Genomic DNA, 18,181 nt, shown 5'->3' with positions numbered 1-18,181 from the left:
CTGACCAGGTGGCCGGCTGGTTCGTGATGGTGGTGGTCGCTATCGCGCTGCTGACCTTCTTCGTCTGGGGCTTCTTCGGTCCGCAGCCCAGTTGGGTGTACGGACTCATCAACGCGGTGGCCGTGCTGATCATTGCCTGCCCCTGCGCGCTGGGGCTAGCCACGCCGATGTCGATCATGGTCGCCACCGGCAAGGCTGCCACGCGCGGGGTGCTCTTCCGCGACGCCGCTGCCATTGAGCGGCTGCGCCAGGTGGATACGCTGATCGTGGACAAGACCGGCACGCTCACCGAAGGCAAGCCCGCCTTCCACAGCGCCGTCCCCGCGCAGGGGTGGCAGGCCGACGAGGTGCTGCGCCTGGCCGCGAGCCTGGACCAGGGCAGCGAGCACCCGCTGGCTGATGCCATCGTGCACGCCGCGCGGCAGCAGGGCCTGGCGCTGGACAAGCCTGAGGACTTCGAGTCGAGCAGCGGTATCGGTGTGCGCGGTCACGTTGCGGGGCGCACGCTCGCCTTGGGCAACACCGCGCTGATGGAACAGATGGGTGTGTCGGTGGAGGCGCTGGTGCCGCAAGCCGAGGCGCTGCGCGCGGAGGGCGCCAGTGTCATGCACCTGGCGGTGGACGGGCGCTTGGCCGGCCTTTTGGCCGTGGCCGACCCCGTGAAGGCCAGCACCCCAGAGGCGTTGCAGACGCTGCGCGACGCAGGGTTGCGCGTGGTGATGGCTACCGGCGACGGGGTCACGACGGCCCGTGCCGTGGCGGCACGGCTGGGCATCGACGAGGTGCACGGCGAGGTCAAGCCGGCGGACAAGCTGGCGCTGGTGGAGCGGCTGCAGCGCGAGGGACGCGTCGTGGCGATGGCTGGAGATGGCATCAACGATGCCCCGGCGCTGGCCAAGTCCGATGTCGGCATCGCCATGGGCACGGGTACCGACGTGGCGATGAACAGTGCGGCAGTCACCCTGGTCAAGGGTGACCTGCGCGGCATTGCGCAGGCGCGCGTGCTGTCCCAGGCCTCCGTGGCCAACATGAAGCAGAACCTGGGCTTTGCCTTTGTCTACAACGCGCTGGGCGTGCCGCTGGCTGCCGGCGTGCTGTACCCGCTCACCGGCTGGCTGCTGTCGCCCCTGATCGCCGCCCTGGCGATGAGCCTGAGCTCGGTGTCGGTGATCGGCAACGCGTTGCGGCTGCGCGGCAGCAAGCCGTGACCCAGCCGCTGCGTTTCCAACACCGCACCTGGTGCACGACGTCCGTGCCGGTGCCGGCTATTGCACCATGCAGCTGCGCCATCAAGCCTTGCGCCTTGGCGCGGTTGCCTGATCCCCGAGGCTTCTTGCCGAGCCGGCGCTGCAGCCGTGCCTTGTGCCTGCGCAAGGCGGTGGGCACGGCGATCTTCTCGCCGCTGGAAACTTGGCTGGATGCTCGGTGCGTATCCAGCACTCCCGCTGCGCCCCATCGGGCGCACTCCTATCCGCCTCTCCGTGAACGGGAGAGGTTTCTCGGAGCGACTCGATGAACCACAACCTGCCCTGGATCGCCGAACGCGTGCGACTGTTCCGTGAAGCCGAGCCTGAGTTCGCGCGCTGGGCGCGAGGCTTCGGGCCCATCGCGCACAACGACCTTACGCAGCTACGTGTGCACGACCTTGCCCAAGTGCTGGTTGCGGGCGGCCACGCGCCCGACGACGTCAGTGTGTACCGAATACTCTGGGCTGCCGACCGGATCGCCGCTGCCGGCATGTGGCTGACGGTGCACATGACATACGCTCGCAACGTGTATCCGGATGGGCGCCCGATGACGGCGGGCGACTTCAAGGACACACCGGAAGGGCACACCGGCGGCTCGCTCAACATCGTGCCGGCCTACGTCGGCTACTTGGCGGCGAACGCCCTGAGCGGGCTCACGCGTGGCTGGCTGATGGGGCAGGGACATTGCGTGGCGGGCATCGACGCCTGCAACCTGCTGGTGGGGAACATGACCCCGCGCCACGCCGAACGCTACGACCGCAGCGAGAGCGGGCTCACCCGGTTTGCCCGCGACTTCTACAGCTACGAGATCGACGCGTCTGGCCGGCCCGCGTCGCCGCTGGGCAGCCATGTCGGTCCGAACACCGCAGGCGGCCTGTCCGAGGGCGGCTACCTCGGTTTTGCGGAGCTGCAGTACGTGCACATGCCACTGCCCGGCGAGCGGCTGGTGGTTTTCCTGAGCGACGGCGCCTTCGAAGAGCAGCGCGGCAGCGACTGGGCGCCGCGCTGGTGGCGGGCTGAAGACTGCGGTTTCGTGGCACCGTTCATGATCCTCAACGGACGTCGTATCGAGCAGCGCAGCACGATGCAGCAGCAGGGCGGCAAGGATTGGTTCCATCAGCATCTGCGCCTGAACGGCTTTGATCCGATGGAGATCGACGGCACGGACCCGGCCGCTTTTGCCTGGGCCGTCCATGCAATGGAGGAGCGGCTCGCGGCCTGCGCAGCGGCGGTCGGCAGCGGAACCCTCCAGTACCCGGTACCGCTGCACTACACAATTGCCGAGGCTCCGAAGGGGTTCGGCTTTCCCGGCGCGGGCACCAACGCCGCCCACAACCTGCCACTGGACGGCAACCCGAGCAGTGATCCGCTCGCGCGGCAGCAGTTCAACGATGGCACCCGCGCGCTGCGGGTAACCCCCGACGAGCTCGAAGAGGCACTCGCCTGGCTTTGCCGTCACGAGCGCCAGCAACGCCCGCTCGAGCGTGACCATCCGCTGGCCGTCCGCCGCGTTGAAGCGCCCGCCCTGCCGGCCGCTCAATGGCACGGCGTCGGCGCCGGTCAGGTGTCGCCGATGGGCGCGCTCGATGCCGCGTTTGCCGCAATCGTCCAGGCGAATCCGCAGCTGCGCCCACGCGTCGGTAATCCCGACGAACTGCACAGCAACCGCATGGGACAGACGCTGGACCTGCTCAAGCACCGCGTCTTCTCGCCTGAACCCGGGCTGGCCGAAGCGGTGGACGGCGCGGTAATCACCGCCCTCAACGAGGAGGCGGTCGTCAGCGCCGCGCTCGGCAACAAGGGCGGCATCAACCTTGTCGTCTCCTACGAAGCCTTCGCCGTCAAGATGCTCGGCGCGCTGCGGCAGGAAATCCTGTTCGCCCGTCACCAGGCAGAGGCGGGCATGCCGCCGGGCTGGCTGTCGGTGGTGACGGTGGCCACCTCGCACACCTGGGAGAACGGCAAGAACGAGCAGTCGCACCAGGACCCGACCCTGGCGGAAGCGCTGCTGGGCGAAATGTCCGACACGTCGCGCGTCCTGTTCCCGGTGGACGCAAACAGCGCCGTCGCCGCGCTGCGCGCGGCCTACCGTACCCACGGCCAGCTCTGGACCCTGGTCGTGCCCAAGCGGCCGCTGGCCAACCGCCTCAACGGCGAGCAGGTGCAGCACCTGGTCGACGAGGGCGCCTGCATGGTCAAGGCCTGCGATGCACCCGAGGTCCTGCTGATCGCGATCGGTGCGTACCAGTTGCAGCAGGCGCTGCTGGCGGCAACTCGCCTGGACGGCGCAGGCCATCCCACGGCGGTGACCTGTGTCATCGAGCCTGGCCGCCTGCGCGTGCCGCGCGACGAGCGTGAGCGTGCCTTCGTGGCCACCGACGAGGCAGTGCAACGCCTGTTCCCGGCCCAGGCGAACGCGCGCGTCGTCGTCACGCACATGCGACCCGAGCCGACGCTCGGGCTGCTGCGCCGCCTGGACACCGGCCCGCTGCGCACGCGCGTGCTGGGCTATGTCGGCCGAGGCGGGACGCTGGATGTCGCCGGCATGCTGTTCGCCAACCGCTGCACTTGGGCCCATGTGGCCAACGAAGCCGCCTGCGCACTTGGCGTCGATCCGGCGCGCGTCCTCGGTGCGGACGAGTTTGCCGCCGTCCGCGGGCAAGGCGATCCGCACACCATGATGTCAGCGGGCTGACGCTGATGCAGCAGCCCTCGGCCATCGTCCGCGTCGACAAGGCGACCAAGGTCTACCAGCGCGACCGCATCCCGGTGCCGGCGCTGCAGGAAACCAGCCTGGAGATCCAGCCGGGTGACTTCGTGGCCCTGGTCGGCCCCTCGGGCTCGGGCAAGACGACGCTGCTGAACCTCATCGGCGGCCTCGACCGGCCAACGAGCGGCCGTATCTGGGTCGGCGAGCAGGAGATCACGAACCTTGGCAGGAAAGCCCTTGCCGAGGTTCGCCTTCGCCGGATCGGTTTCGTGTTCCAGGAATACAACCTGGTCCCGGTGCTTTCCGCGCTCGAGAACGTCGAGTACGTGATGCTGCTGCAGGGCATCGACGAGGAGCAGCGGCGCCAGGAGGCGATACGGCTGCTGCGCGCACTGGGGCTCGAGGGCATGGAGCACCGCCGGCCCAATGAACTGTCGGGTGGCCAGCAGCAGCGCGTGGCGGTGGCGCGCGCCATCGCGGCTCGGCCGGTGATCGTGCTGCCTGACGAGCCAACCGCCAACCTCGACTCGCAGTCGGGCGCGACGCTGATGGACCTGATGCGCCGCCTCAACGAGGAGCAGGGTACGACCTTCGTGTTCTCGACGCACGACCCGATGGTCGTCGAGCGGGCAAGCCGCGTGATCCGGCTGCGCGATGGCCGCATCGAGGCCGACGAGCGGTGGGCCTCGCGATGATCTGGACGCTGGCGGCGCGCAACGTGATGCGCAATCGCCGCCGTTCCATCATCACGGTGTTGTCGATCGCGGTCGGCCTGGCCGCTTTGACCTTCCTGTGGGGGTTCATCGACGGCATGAACCGCCAAATGGTGAACAACACCACGCGCTACTTCGCCGCCGACGCTCAGGTGCACCTGAAGGGCTACCACGACGATCCGAGCCCGGACCGCGCGATCGAGGCTGGTGCGCTGCTGCTCGAGACGGTGCGTGCGGATCCGGCCGTGGCTGCAGCGACCGCTCGCCTGGAGACCACCGTCCTGGCGAGCCGTGCCGACCGCTCGCGCGGCATCATGGCCTTCGGCGTCGACCCGGCTGACGAGGCCCGGGTCACGGACTTGTTCAAGGCAGTGGTCGATGGCCGCGCCTTCACCGGCGCGGCCGATACGGGGATGCTGATCGGCGAGGGCATGGCCGAGGCCCTGGCAGTGCGGGCCGGCGACGAGCTCGTGCTGGTCGGGCAGGCCTACGATGGCTCGGTCGCGAGTGCGCGCGTGCCGGTCCGCGGCGTGTTCCGTACCAAGATCGACGACCTGGACGGCTATGTCGCAGTAATGCCGATGGCGGCGATGCGGGAGTTTCTCGCGGCGCCCGATGCCGTCACCGCGGTCGCGCTGCGGCTGCGCGACCAGGGAGCGCTGGGTTCCGCTGTCGAGTCCCTGTCAGCACGTGTTGGCGGCGGCCACGAGGTCGTGGGCTGGCCGGAGCTGCTGCCGATGGTGGCGGTCAGCATCCGCTTCCACGAGGTCATGGGCTTCGTGGTGCTGACGATCTTTTTCGTGATGGTCGCGGCCGCCGTGGCCAATCCGGTGCTCATGGCCGTGCTCGAGCGCACGCGCGAGTTCGGCATCATGCTGGCATTGGGCACCGGCCAGTCGGTGCTGTTCCGGCTCGTTGTTGCCGAAGCCGCGCTGCTGGGCTTGGCCGGCCTGCTGCTTGGCAACGCGGTCGGGCTCGGCGCCACGGCGGCGTTCGGCCGCACAGGTATCGACCTCGGGGCCTTCGAGGCCGGGCTGCGGGCCATGCCGGGCCTTGCGGACGTCATCTACCCGGTCGTGCGTGCCGAACGCAGCCTGTTCATCTCGGTACTGGTCTTCGTTATCGCGCTGGCCATGGCGCTGTACCCAGCGTTCCGCGCGGCAACACTGGAGCCGGTCGCGGCCATCCGCGGCATCGAGGACAAAGCCGCGGGGGAGCGTTCCAGGCGCCCCGGCACGACCCACCCCGCCCTGCCGGTTTTCGTGCTGATCGCCACGCGCAACCTGCTGCGCAACCGCAAGCGCAGCGCGATCACGGTGTTCGGCGCCGCCTTCGCGATCGTTGCCTACGTCTTCCTCTACGGATTCTTCGACGGTTTCGGTGAACAGATCGTCGACAACTCGACCCGCTACATCACGGGACACATCCAACTCGAACGAGAGGGCCTGCGGCGTGATCTGGCGCCCGAGCTGGCTTTCGACGCCACCGCCGTGCTGGCGGCGCTGCGTGACCAGCCCGACATCGCGGCCGCCGCGCCGCGCGTGCAGGCGCAGGCGCTGGCCAGCAGCGCGACGAAGTCGGTCAGCGTTGTGCTGTACGGTGTCGACCCGGCGCTTGAGCGCGGCATCACCATCCTGCACCGCACCATCGTGCAAGGCACGGCGCTGGACGCTGGTGCGGAGCGCGACATCGTGATCGGACGGCGGCTAGCCGAGAAGCTCGGGATCCGCCTGGGAGAGAAGCTGGTGGTCATGGCACCGGGACTGGCCGGTGAACTCGGCACAGCGGCCTTTCGGGTGCGGGGCATCTTCGCTACCGAGAGCAGCTCGTTCGACGGCGCAATGGTCTTTGTCACGCTGCCGGCGGCCCAGCGGATGCTGGGTCTGGGCCAGCAGGTTTCGTCGGTCAACCTGCGCCTCGCCGATCGCGCCGAGGTCGATGCCACCGCCGCGAGACTCGCTCCGCTGCTGGCCAACAACGGGCTGGTCGCGTCGCCGTGGCCCCGCCTGCTGCCGCGGGTGGTGGACATGCTGGGGTTGATCGGCGCCATCCGCATGATCATCGTCGCCGTCTTCTTCCTCGTCGTTGCCCTGGCAGTGATGAACACGGTGTTCATGGCGGTGGCCGAGCGCACGCGCGAGTTCGGCGTGATGATGGCACTGGGCACGCAGCCGGAAGCGATCGTGCGCATGGTCGTCTACGAGACGGTGGCGCTGATGCTTGTGGCCTCTGCCGTCGGCTACGCGATCGGCGCTGCGGTCGTTTTCCTGTTCGGAAGCATCGGCCTGGACCTGTCTCGCTTTTACCGCGACTACAGCGCCATTCCGGGGCTGACCGGCATCGTTTATCCCCGGCTGGTGATCGGCAACCTTGTCGGCCCAGGCATTGGCCTGTTCCTCGCCAGCGTGGCCGTGTCCTTCTATCCCGCTGCGCGCGCCGCGCGGCTCGACCCGACGGTCGCGATCCGCCACACGTGATGACACGGCGACACGGGAGCAGGTGCTGGGTCACGGCCGCGCTGGTCACCGGTGTGCTGCTTGGCAGCGCGCCGTTGATGGCGCAGACGCAGCGGCTGGCGCTGAGCGGCAGCCTCAAGAGCGTGCTCCTGCGCTCGCGGACCTTGACGGGCGAGAACTACGCGCTGAGCCTGAATCGGCTGCGCATCGAGGCCAAGGGCGATCTCGCGCCGGGACTCGCGCTCGACTTGCAGTACGACAACGAGGTTCTGCTGGGCAGCTACTTGGACACGGCGGAGTTCCGTGCGGCGAAGGACCGCGTCGCAGCGCAGTACTGGCATGCCGATGCGAACTACCTCGATCGCGGCAACGTCTACGGCCGTCATCGGCTGTACCGGGCTGCGGTGACGCTGACCCGCGGCAACGTCGATCTGAAGCTGGGCCGGCAGCGGATCGCCTGGGGGACGGGCCGCTTCTGGAGCCCGCTGGACATTCTGAACCCGGTCAGCCCACTGGCGCTGGAGCGCGAGGAGCGCGTCGGGGTGGACGCGGCGTTGGTCGAGGCCAAGCTCGGACCGCTGTCCAGGGCCTCAGTCGTCTATGCCCCCGCGCCGGAACGCGGCTCGCCCAGCCGTGCGCTGCAGTGGCACGGCAATGCGGCCGGTGTGGACGGATCGCTGCTCGCAGGGCGACTGCTGGGGGTGGACATCGTGGGGATCGACATTGCCAGCCAGATCGGTGATGCCGGCGTCCGCGGTGAGGTGGCGCGCCTGCGTCGAAGCGCCGGCCCCGGCTTCAACCGCCTGCTGGTCGGCGCAGACTACGCCTTCGCGAACAGGTTGACGCTGAGCGCCGAGCTCTACTACAACGGGGCGGGCACGCGGGACCCAGTTGGCTATGACTTCGCCGCCTGGTCGGCAGGCCGGGTGTCGAACCTCGCGACGCGCTACGCGGGCCTGTACGCGTCGTACGAGATCACACCGCTGCTGAAGTGGGTGAACTACGCCGTCGTCAACGCTGACGACCGCAGTCGCGCCATAGACAGCCGGTTGGTCTGGTCGTGGCGTAGCGACCTGGAGCTGACCATCGGTTTGCAGCGCTTCACGGGCTCGGCGGGCAGCGAATACGGGCGCATGCCGAATGCCTCGTTTGCGCAACTGCAATGGTTCTACTGAGCAGCAGCTCGGCAAGCCCCGCCCATCAGGACGGATGGACATCCCCTGTCCTCTGGCCGACCCTGTGCTTTCCGATCTCCAGGACCGACGAGGAGACTGCGGTGACCTATTCGCTTGAAGAGTTCAACATCCGCGCATCGCGAATTGCCTACTTCTCCATGGAGATTGCGCTGGGAAGCGCGATCCCGACCTACAGCGGCGGCCTCGGCGTACTGGCTGGCGACACGATGCGCAGTGCCGCCGATCTTGACTTGCCGATGGTCGGCGTCACGCTGATAAGCCGGGCTGGATACTTCCGCCAAGAGATCCTCGACGGACGTCAGGTCGAGCAACCGAACGTGTGGCAGCCGGAGCTATGGGCAAAACGCCTGGGAGCGAAAGTTGCAGTGCAGATTGGTGAGCGGGAAGTCTGGGTGGGCGCTTGGCTATACACGGTTGAAGGCCATCGCGGCGGGCAAGTTCCGGTGCTGCTGCTGGATACCGATGTCCCCGAAAATCACCGCGAAGATCGCGATCTTGCCCATTACCTTTACGGTGGCGACGACACCTACCGCCTGAAGCAGGAAATGGTGCTCGGCATCGGTGGCGTGCGCATGCTTGGCGCGCTGGGATTCAACATTCGAAAGTACCACCTCAACGAGGGCCATGCCGCACTGCTCACACTGGAGCTCTTGCGGCGCTTGGCGCACTCGCCTGAGGAGGCGGGAAATCCGGCATTGCGCTATGACGTCGCCGGCGTTCGCGAGCACTGCATTTTCACTACCCACACCCCCATTGAAGCGGGGCACGACCAGTTTTCCTACGAGCTTGCCGACCGTTTGCTTGGCGCTCTCGTCGATGGCGCGACGTTGCGCGAGCTCGCTGGAACAGAGCGGCTGAACATGACCCGTCTCGCGCTCAACCTCAGCGAGTACGTGAACGGCGTCGCCCGGCGTCACGCTGAAGTCTCGCGCAAGATGTTCCCTGGTTATCAAGTGCACGCCATCACCAATGGAGTGCACCCGTGGACGTGGGCATGCGACAGCCTGCGCCAGCTCTACGATAGGCACTTACCACGTTGGTGCCATGAACCGGAGTTGCTCGTAAGGGCCGATCGCATCCCGGACGATGAGATTCGCCAGGCGCACGCCGAGGCAAAGAGCAGGCTCCTCAAACATATTGGCGGCCTCGGTGGCCCGTCGCTCGACCCCGCGCTACCGATGCTTGGTTTTGCCAGGCGCATGACGGCGTACAAGCGTGCCGACTTGCTGTTTTCCAACCTGGAGCGTCTGAGGGCCATCGCGCAACGGCATCCGTTCCAGATCGTGCTTGCCGGCAAGGCACATCCGCGCGATATGAGCGGCAAACAGCTCATCGAGCGCCTGCATGGCTGGGCGGGTGATCTCGCGGGTGCCGTTCCTGTGCACTTCCTTGCGGACTACGACATGGCAACGGCGCGGCTGCTTGTCTCGGGTGTCGACGTCTGGGTCAACACCCCATTGCGTCCACTCGAAGCCTCCGGAACAAGCGGCATGAAAGCAGCCCTCAATGGTGTACCGAATTTGAGCGTGCTGGATGGGTGGTGGCTCGAAGGCTGGATCGAGGGCGTGACCGGCTGGGCAGTGGGGAGCGAGGCCGCCACCGGCGACGGCGACGGGCACGACGCGGCGTCGTTGTACCTGAAGCTTGAGCAGCAGGTTCTGCCGCTCTATTACGACGATGCGGCCGGCTGGACGGCTGTCATGAAAGGGGCAATCACGCACAACGCATCGTTCTTCAATAGTCATCGGATGATGCGGCAGTATGCAGTTGAGGCCTATTTGCGTTGACCCGCGCCCGCCGTCCCCATGCCGGCCTCATTCGACACTACTGCGCCCACCGGCAACTTGCCCGGTCCGATACGCTTCACGCCATCAGCGCTTGGGCTTGGTCCAGGGCAAGTGCTCGGCTCGGGTACCGGGAGCGTGGTAAAGGGACTGGCCGATGTTCACGCAGCGTTGCAATGAAGAAGTAGCGCTATCCAACGCGGTCTGCACCCGTGGGCTGTCGAAACGAAACTGTTGCGCAGACGGTGGAAGGAGCCTGATGGAGGCGGACAGCGCACATCAAAAGCGCGTGCGGATGGAAGGCAAGACGACCGCGGCGCACACGGGGCACCAGGCAAGGCGAAGCCGCCCCTGCCGGCATACAGGATGGCGGATCAGCCGCAAGCTGGTTCGGGGCCAGACCCATCCGTACAGGATGCCAGCGACGTAGCCCGTGCCTTGGGCGTCGATCCCCAGGTAGGACTGCCCAGGGCCGAAGCGCGGCTTGCCGCGCTACTGGTCATCGAGCTTGCGGAGGAAATCACGCTGCACGCCAAGCGATGCATCGGTCTTCGCAATGGACCGCGCCGCGTCCGGCTCGATTCCTGTGAGAGCCCGGATTGCATCGATTGTCTCCGGAATGACGATCGCTTGGTTGAAGACCTGGTAGGTGTAGTAGGCCTGCTCGCCATCGACGGCCAGCACGTCTTCCCAAAGGGCCACTTCCCACATGTCGCCACGCGGGCGGCCAAGATCGGCCATCATCTCGACCGTGCTGTTCAGCGCCACGATGCCGTCTGAGGAACGCACGAAAGCGATCCGCGGAGCCGCCCGGAAAGCGGCGAGTACCTCGTCACGCGTGGCCGACCGCGTCATCTCGATCCACCATGTATGCAGATGGCTTGAGTTGTGTGCGGCCTTCACTGCGATCGTCACCACATCCAGGTCGGGGATCACGGTGCGGGCGTCAGGGCCTTGGTGGCTCGGAATGGCTTTCTCCGGAACCACGGTGTTGACGATGCCATCTGCGTGTGCCTCCCAGGGGTCGGACGCCCGTCGGATCAGCGTGCCGCGTGCGCGTCTCAGCAGGCCAGCTGTCTTCAGTGCGCCCAGTGTTCGCACGATCGAAGTCGTGTTGCACGACACGACGCGTGTCGATGAACGCCCCAGGGCAGACGCAAAGTTCGCCTGCGCGACAAACGAGTGACCGGTCAGTGCGTGCGACTCGCCACCGTGGAACACTGATTTGACGCCGGACGAATCGTACAAGCCCTTGTTGACCGCGGCCACCTGCTTGGGAGTGCAGTCGACGACGACATTGGACCTCGCAAGCAACTCAGCGAGACCGCCCTCGACCGGAATACCGGCCGCGCGCATGGGTCCTTCGGCCTGCGCAGTCGCTGCGTACACGGGCAGGCCTCGTCGCGCTGCGATCTGCAACCGGTAGTCGCTTACGACGTCAGCCAAGCCGGAGAGCACCATGTCGTCCTGCAGACACACCGCATCAGCGACGCGCTTGCCGATGACACCGTAGCCGTTGATGGCAACTTTGATCATGTCCATCTCCTCTGTTGACACGGCCCGGTTCAGCGCGAATCACGCGGCCGGGCGATGGCAAACGTGGCCGCGGTGGCGAAAGCAACGACCAGGGAACGACGGCCCAGTGGCGCCTGCAGCGCGCCCAATCAGCACGCTGGATGGGCTATACGAGCCCGGCATGGCTATCGCGAGGGCTTTTTGCCCAATGGACCGCAGCCTGCTTACCTGGCGGCGGGCGTCGAGAACGATCGCGCCCTTGAACAAGCGGGCGTCCTGAGCCAGCGGCCGTGCACAGTCGCTGCTGGGCTCAGCCCGTGCAATTTGGGATACGGCACGCTTCAACTTGGAGGCCGAGCGCCTGAGACCGCCCGGCGATGGTGCCTGTTGCATTGGCTCGACCGAGGTACGCTGCGACAGCGGCTCGCAGAGCAACAGTGCCGGCGCGAACGTGCGGCAAGTGCCTTCGAGCATCGGCATGGTATGCGCCGGAACCACGGTACCGGTTGGCAGCAGCCGGGGATTGCGCTGCACCGTCACTGCCTGTCCCCGGCCGGCGTGGCTTTGTTGCGGGGCAGGCACGCGCCCGCCACGGCTCGAGCCAGGATAGCTCGCAGCACCTCGATGTGGCACTGGCCGCTCTGAAGCGCACGCGCGGGAAACTCAGAGGCCAGCCAAGCGTACACGAGGTACTTCGCGAATTTGCCAAACCACAACGCGAGCACCACCTCAGCGATCGGCAGGCGTGAAATCGCGGCAAACGTCAGGGCAGATGTCAGCGGCAGCGGTGTGGCGGCGATGATGAACACTGCCCACATGCCGTATGCGGCCAGCCAGCGGGTCGCGTCGGCCCAGGCGGATGAACGCACAACGCCGGGGTAGGCGGCAAACAGCCGTGCCCATCCGCGGTGGTGAAACGCCAAGTACAGCAGTCCGGCGCCGAGCGCCGCGCCTGGGCGGCTCCATACCGCGACCGTGCCCCCGCCGACCCAGATGGGGAATGCCCTGCTGTCAGCTCGCTGCAGCAGCATGCGCATCAACCTGGAATCGAATGCGCCGCGCAGCATGCTGTGTCCGCTTCACCGCTTGAGCGCACCGGGGCGCTGTCCCAGCTCGACCGCCAGCGACAGGACATCGCGGCCGCGCAGCACCTTGAACTGCGCTTTCGTGCCGGGGCTCAGTGCCGCCGTCTCGGTGATCAGCGCGGCGGTGTCACCGATCTCCTTGTCGTTGATCGCAACGACGGTGTCACCGGCGCGCAGCCCGGCGCGATCGGCCGGGCCGCCGCGCTGCACGCCCATGACGGCTGCACCGGCTGCGGCGCCGGTGGATTCATGAATGACGTCGCGGGCACTCACGCCGAGCCAGCCGCGGCTGACTTTGCCGGTGGCGATGATCTGCTCCATCACCTGACGCGCCAGGCTCACCGGAATCGCGAAGCCGATGCCCTGCGATCCGCCGCTGCGCGAGTAGATTGCCGTGTTGATGCCAACGAGGTGTCCTGAGGTGTCGACCAGTGCGCCGCCCGAGTTGCCGGGGTTGATCGCTGCGTCAGTCTGGATGAAGTTCTCGAAGGTGTTGATACCCAGCCGGTTGCGACCGGTGGCACTGACGATGCCCTGCGTCACCGTCTGGCCGACGCCAAACGGATCACCGACGGCCAGCACGATGTCTCCAACCTGCACCGAGGCCGGGTCAGCGAAGGTGATGGGTTGCAATCCCTTGGCCTCGACCCGCAGCACCGCGAGATCAGTCTCCGGATCGGTGCCAACCACGCGCGCCTCGGCCACCGTGCCGCCGGGCAGCATCACCGCGATCTCGTCGGCGCCTTCGATGACATGGTTGTTGGTGAGGATGAAGCCCTGGGCTGCGACGATCACGCCCGACCCCAGGCTGGACTGCCCCTGCGCAGCCTCTTCGTCGGAGCCGCTGTAGGGCCGCTGCCAGCCAGGCAGCCGTCGCGGCGGTGCCTTGCGCGTGTAGATATTGACGACCGATGCCGACGCCTTGCTGGCCGCGGCGCGGAAGCCGGCCTCAAGCCGCGTCGCGACGGCCTTCGCGCCCGGCGCCGAGGCCGAGCCGCCGGCGGCGGGCGCCTCGCGCAGCGTGACGACATCGTTGTGCACGGGTGCGACGGGCTCGGCGGGTCCGAAGGCCTTCCAGGCAATCAGCAGTCCGGCCGAAACCGCGATCACCTGCGCTGTGAGCAGCCACAGTCGCCAGACAACGGAAGATCGACCGTTGCTCATGTTTCAGATTCCTCCATCAGGTCCTCCAGTGCACGCGCCATGGGTTCGACGACACTGATCGCATTGGATACATGCTCAACTGTATTGCAGGTAAGTACGCCGGCAGACCCACTGGCCAGCAGTTCCTCGTAGGCGCCCGGCGCGAACAGTGCGTGCACGGCAATGCATAGCGGTGCCGGCAGCCCGACCTGCCGCACGCTGCCCACGGCCTGGATCAAGGTGCGCGCGCTCGACACGATGTCGTCGACCAGCACCGGCTGGCGATCCCGCCATGCCGAAACGTCCGGCAGGCTGACCTCGACGTCGCGGTCGCCGCGGCGGACCTTCTGCAGCACCGTCCAGGGAGCGCCAGCACCGGTGGCGACCTCGGCGACCCACTGCTCGCTCTCCGAATCGGGTCCGATCAGCAGCGGGCGTTCGACGTGCGCCGCGACCCAGCGGGCGATCAGCGGCGCCGCGTGCACCACGCGCGTGGGAATGCGGTAGATCTCGTCCAGCGCGTGGTAGCGGTGCAGGTGGGGGTCGGCCGTCACGAGGGCGTCGAACGCGGTGGACAGCACGGCGGCGTAGGTGCGCGAAGTCACCGCCTCGCCGGCATGGAAACGTCGATCCTGCCGCAGGTAGGCGAGGTAGGGCGCTGCCAGCAGCACCTTCGTCGCCCCGAGGTCGCGTGCCGCATCGGCCGCGAACAACAGTGGCAGCGTCTTCTCGTCTGGCTGCGCGAGGCTGCAGGTCAGGATCACGCTGCGGCCCGTCACGTCAGCGTCCAAGCGCACCAGTGACTCGCCGTCCGGGAAGCGGTGCAGTTCCAGGGCGGCGCGCTCGGCCTGCAGGGCGTCCACCAGCCGGTCGGCGAAACCCTCGCCGCCAGGCAGATGAAAGACGATTGGTCTCACGGGGTCTCCGAGATCTGGAAAATGGGTGGCCGGGAGGCCACGTACTGCTGCGCGTACGCCAGCTCTCCCGGCGCCTGTGCATGCAGCGTGAAGAGCGGCTGACCACGCTGCACGACTTCGCCGAGGCGGACATGGACGTCGACGCCGGCGGCCGGTGCTCTTGGTGCACCGGCGAGCTTGGCGGCCCGCGACAGCACCCGGTTGTCGACGGCCGTGATGTGGCCCGCCGCCGCCGACTCGACAGTCAGCTGGTGTGGTGCGAGCGGCACGCTGCGCAGCCCGCCCTGGGCATCGCAGATGGCCTCGAACTTTGCCCAAGCGCGCCCGTCGGCGAGCACCTCGCTGGCCAAGCTCAGTCCGGCGCCCGGCGGCGCGGCGCGGCCCAGTTCCAGGATGTCGCCGGCCAACCGCAGCGCGCGCTGCCGCAGATCCTCCGGCGCGTTGGCCTGCCGGCGCAGCACGGCCAGCACGTCGCGCGCCTCCAGCGCGGGGCCGATGCCGCGTCCGACAGGCTGCCGGCCGTCGGTGATACGCAGGGCCACGTGCAGGCCGATGGACCGGCCAACGTCCACGAGGCGGCGTCCAAGTGCGTGCGCAGCCTCGGCGCTGCGGACCTTGGCTGTCGGTCCCACCGGAAGGTCGATCAGCACGTGCGTCGAGCCCGCCGCGGCCTTCTTGGACAGCACCGACGCGACCAACTGCCCTTCGCTGTCCAGGTCCAGCGGGCGCTCGACGCGGATCAGGATGTCGTCGGCCGGGCTCAGGCGGACCGATCCGCCCCAGGTAATGCAGGCGCCGGTTCGCTCGACCGTGCGTCGCATCGCAGCGATGTCGAGGTCGACCGGGGCCAGCACCTCCATCGTATCGGCGGTTCCTGCGGGAGACGTGATCGCGCGCGACGAGGTCTTCGGCATTGCCAACCCACACGCCGCGACGATTGGCACGACCAGCAGCGTTGTGCGGTTGCCGGGCAGGCCGCCGACGCAGTGCTTGTCCACCACCGTGTCGCGGCCCCAGACCAGCCGCTCGCCGACGTCGATCATGGCTCGGGTCAATGCGACCGTCTCGCCGAAGTCAAGGCGGTCGCCGGCGCAGGCAGTGATGAACGCGGCCAGATGCAGATCGGAGTAACGGCCGGCCGCGACATCGCCGATAACAGCGTGCAAGGCTGCGGCGTCTAGGCGGTGGCCGTAGACCTTCGCGCGCACATGGCTGAGCGAATCCAGCGTCGGCGCGTGCGACACGAGCAGCGGTGCTCCGTCAAACGGCTGCAGCGCGGCCCAGGCCGATTCGGACAGCCCGGCATCGCCCTCGGACAACCAGTCACCATCGACGACGTTGAGCGTCGCTACGACGCGGCGCTCGCCAAGGGCCAACTGGACCCTCACCTGCGCGGTGAAACCCTCGGAGCGGCACACTGCACAGTCACGGCGCATGTAGACCACCGGTTCCTGGTAACTGTCGACCCCTACCCGCCGCGCACGCATGGTATTCGGAGCATGGCTGCTGTATTGGTTGTTCATCATTGTGCTGTCATGTCAGATCGACCGTTTCCAGGTAGTCGGGCACGCGGCATGGCCAGCCCAGCTCGTGCTCGATGCGCAGGCGCATCGCATCGGCTGCCGCCGGCTCACCATGGGTCACGAACGTCTGCATTGGCGCGCCATCGAAGCCGCGCAACCACTGCAGGATCTCGCCCGCATCGGCGTGCGCGGACAGGCTGTCCAGCGAGGCCACCTCCGCGCGAATCGGTACGTCCATGCCATGGATGCGCACCGACTCGGCGCCTCGAAGGATGGCTGCGCCGCGCGTGCCGCCAGCTTGGTAGCCGGCGAACAGTATCGTGTTGCGCTGGTCCGGGGCAAAGGCCTTGAGGTGGTGCACGACCCGGCCTCCCGTAGCCATGCCGCTGGCCGAGATGATGACCATCGGGCCGCTGCGCGCGCTCAGGGCCCGCGAGTCTTCGGGCTTGTTGACGATCATCGCGGCGTGGCACATCGCATCGCACTGCTCGGGGGTGAGCCGGTGTTCGCTGCGGTGGGCATGGTAAATGCGCGTCGCGTCAATGGCCATCGGGCTGTCGAGGTACACCGGCAAGTCAGGAATGGTGCCACGCTGCTTGAGCAGGTGGATGCAATACATCAGGTTTTGCGCCCGTCCCACGGCGAACGCGGGAACCACGACAACGCCGCTGCGCGCGGCGGTGCGGTTGATGACCTCACCGAGCTGGTGCAGCGGATCGCTCACCTCGTGCTGACGGTCGCCATAGGTTGATTCGACCACCGCGTAGTCGGCGCCCGAGACGGGTGCCGGAGCAACCAGCACCAGGTCGTTCGGGCGCCCGATGTCGCCGGAGAACAAGATGGACCGGCGGCCGTTGTCGACGCGCACGAAGGAGGAACCCAGCATGTGGCCAGACGGGTCCAGCCGGGCCTGCATCCCGGCCGCAGGACTCCAGGCGGTACCAAAGGCGCGCGGTGCGAACTGCTTCAGGGAGCGCTCGGCGTCCTCGCGGGTGTACAGCGGCAGTGCGGGCTTGTGCTTGGAGAAGCCCTTCCGGTTGGCGTACTCGGCCTCCTCCTCCTGCAGGTGGCCGCTGTCAGGCAGCAGGATGCGACACAGATCGTAGGTAGCCTCTGAGCAGTAGACCTTGCCCTTGAAACCCTGCCGCACCAGCAACGGCAGGTAGCCACTGTGGTCGATGTGCGCGTGCGTGAGCACGATCGCGTCGATGCTGCTGGCAGGCACCGGCATCGGTGCCCAGTTGCGCAGCCGCAGCTGCTTGAAACCCTGGAAGAGGCCGCAGTCGACGAGCAGCGTCGCGCCGTCGTGGCGGAGCAAGTACTTTGATCCTGTCACGGTGCCGGTGGCGCCGAGGAATTGCAGTTGCATGGTGTAGTCCTCGATGAAGGCGTTCAGAGCACGAGCGGCTTGTCCGGCAACTCGTTGCGGTCGCCGGGGTGCCTGGGGAAATGGTGCGCCAGCAGGCGCGAAACGGCCTCAATGCCGTGGACCGCGCCCGTGCCGAAGTCACCGGTACTGAAGCGGGCCTCCATGCCACGGCAGATCTCCGACCAGGCCTCTGCGCCGGCCTTGGCGTGGATGCCGCGGTCGGCGACGATCTCGACGCTGCGGTCTGCCAACAGCACGTAGATCAGCACGCCAGTGTTGTGCTCGGTGTCCCAGACCTGCAGCCGTGCGAAGAGCTCGATGGCCCGTGCACGCGCCGACTGTCCGCGCAGCAGTGGTGCGCTGTCCAGCGCGCCTTCGACGACGAAGCGCAGTTCGCCGGCGTGAGTGGCTTCGCTGGCACGGATCGACTCTTCGATGGCACGCAGCGTGGAAGAAGGAAAGGCGCGGCGCACGCGTGATGAGGTCATCGCGAGATGCCTGAAGACTCGGGCGATGTCCATGG

Annotated in this window: 13 protein-coding genes; 6 read left to right on the top strand and 7 right to left on the bottom strand. The window is 67.4% G+C overall.

The genetic code is table 11. The annotated features are described in order from the left end of the window. From ALA01S_RS21385 to glgP, 6 genes are all read left to right on the top strand, one after another. Positions 1 to 1,208: heavy metal translocating P-type ATPase (locus ALA01S_RS21385; RefSeq protein WP_157119165.1), on the top strand; the 1,208-nt coding region annotated here is incomplete at its 5' end. A 304-nt stretch (positions 1,209 to 1,512) separates the two neighbouring features. Next, entirely contained in the window at positions 1,513 to 3,942 is a 2,430-nt protein-coding gene (gene xfp, locus ALA01S_RS21380; protein WP_066340780.1) for a phosphoketolase family protein, read from the top strand. A 5-nt stretch (positions 3,943 to 3,947) separates the two neighbouring features. Next, positions 3,948 to 4,652: an ABC transporter ATP-binding protein gene (locus ALA01S_RS21375; RefSeq protein WP_066340777.1), complete on the top strand. Its 705-nt coding sequence runs from the start codon at positions 3,948 to 3,950 to the stop codon at positions 4,650 to 4,652. Beyond that, positions 4,649 to 7,147 carry an ABC transporter permease gene (locus ALA01S_RS21370; RefSeq protein ID WP_066340769.1) on the top strand — a complete coding sequence of 833 codons (2,499 nt, stop codon included), beginning with the start codon at positions 4,649 to 4,651 and terminating at the stop codon, positions 7,145 to 7,147. The genes ALA01S_RS21375 and ALA01S_RS21370 overlap by 4 nt, the downstream gene beginning before the upstream one ends. A gap of 77 nt (positions 7,148 to 7,224) precedes the next feature. Then, entirely contained in the window at positions 7,225 to 8,301 is a 1,077-nt protein-coding gene (locus tag ALA01S_RS21365; RefSeq protein WP_066340768.1) for a hypothetical protein, read from the top strand. 101 nt (positions 8,302 to 8,402) lie between these two features. Then, positions 8,403 to 10,109, top strand: a complete 1,707-nt coding sequence (glgP, locus tag ALA01S_RS21360; RefSeq protein WP_218011504.1) for an alpha-glucan family phosphorylase — start codon at positions 8,403 to 8,405, stop codon at positions 10,107 to 10,109. Positions 10,110 to 10,598: 489 nt separating this feature from the next. Here the strand turns inward: glgP and ALA01S_RS21355 are convergent, their stop codons facing one another. The 7 genes from ALA01S_RS21355 to ALA01S_RS21325 form a co-directional block, all read right to left on the bottom strand. Then, positions 10,599 to 11,642, bottom strand: coding sequence for a type II glyceraldehyde-3-phosphate dehydrogenase (locus ALA01S_RS21355; RefSeq protein ID WP_238455884.1), 1,044 nt, complete (start codon positions 11,640 to 11,642; stop codon positions 10,599 to 10,601). Between the two features lie 515 nt (positions 11,643 to 12,157). Next, complete coding sequence (locus ALA01S_RS21350) at positions 12,158 to 12,688, bottom strand: hypothetical protein (protein ID WP_066340764.1); 531 nt, start codon at positions 12,686 to 12,688, stop codon at positions 12,158 to 12,160. 12 nt (positions 12,689 to 12,700) lie between these two features. Then, positions 12,701 to 13,870 (bottom strand): S1C family serine protease, encoded by a 1,170-nt coding sequence (locus ALA01S_RS21345; RefSeq protein WP_066340763.1) that lies wholly within the window; start codon positions 13,868 to 13,870, stop codon positions 12,701 to 12,703. Further along, a complete protein-coding gene (locus ALA01S_RS21340; protein WP_066340762.1) occupies positions 13,867 to 14,766 on the bottom strand; it encodes a ribose-phosphate pyrophosphokinase in 900 nt (299 codons plus the stop codon). Before ALA01S_RS21340 ends, ALA01S_RS21345 begins: the two co-directional genes overlap by 4 nt. Continuing rightward, positions 14,763 to 16,289 (bottom strand): thymidine phosphorylase family protein, encoded by a 1,527-nt coding sequence (locus ALA01S_RS21335; RefSeq protein ID WP_238455883.1) that lies wholly within the window; start codon positions 16,287 to 16,289, stop codon positions 14,763 to 14,765. The genes ALA01S_RS21340 and ALA01S_RS21335 overlap by 4 nt, the downstream gene beginning before the upstream one ends. 10 nt (positions 16,290 to 16,299) lie before the next feature. Then, positions 16,300 to 17,658 (bottom strand): MBL fold metallo-hydrolase, encoded by a 1,359-nt coding sequence (locus ALA01S_RS21330; RefSeq protein WP_066340755.1) that lies wholly within the window; start codon positions 17,656 to 17,658, stop codon positions 16,300 to 16,302. Positions 17,659 to 17,681: 23 nt separating this feature from the next. Next, positions 17,682 to 18,179 (bottom strand): TPM domain-containing protein, encoded by a 498-nt coding sequence (locus tag ALA01S_RS21325; protein WP_066340752.1) that lies wholly within the window; start codon positions 18,177 to 18,179, stop codon positions 17,682 to 17,684. Between the last annotated feature and the right edge of the window lie 2 nt (positions 18,180 to 18,181).

This window comes from Azohydromonas lata NBRC 102462 (genome assembly GCF_001571085.1).
Lineage (GTDB): Bacteria > Pseudomonadota > Gammaproteobacteria > Burkholderiales > Burkholderiaceae_C > Azohydromonas > Azohydromonas lata.
This window is presented reverse-complemented; position numbering and strand designations above follow the sequence as displayed.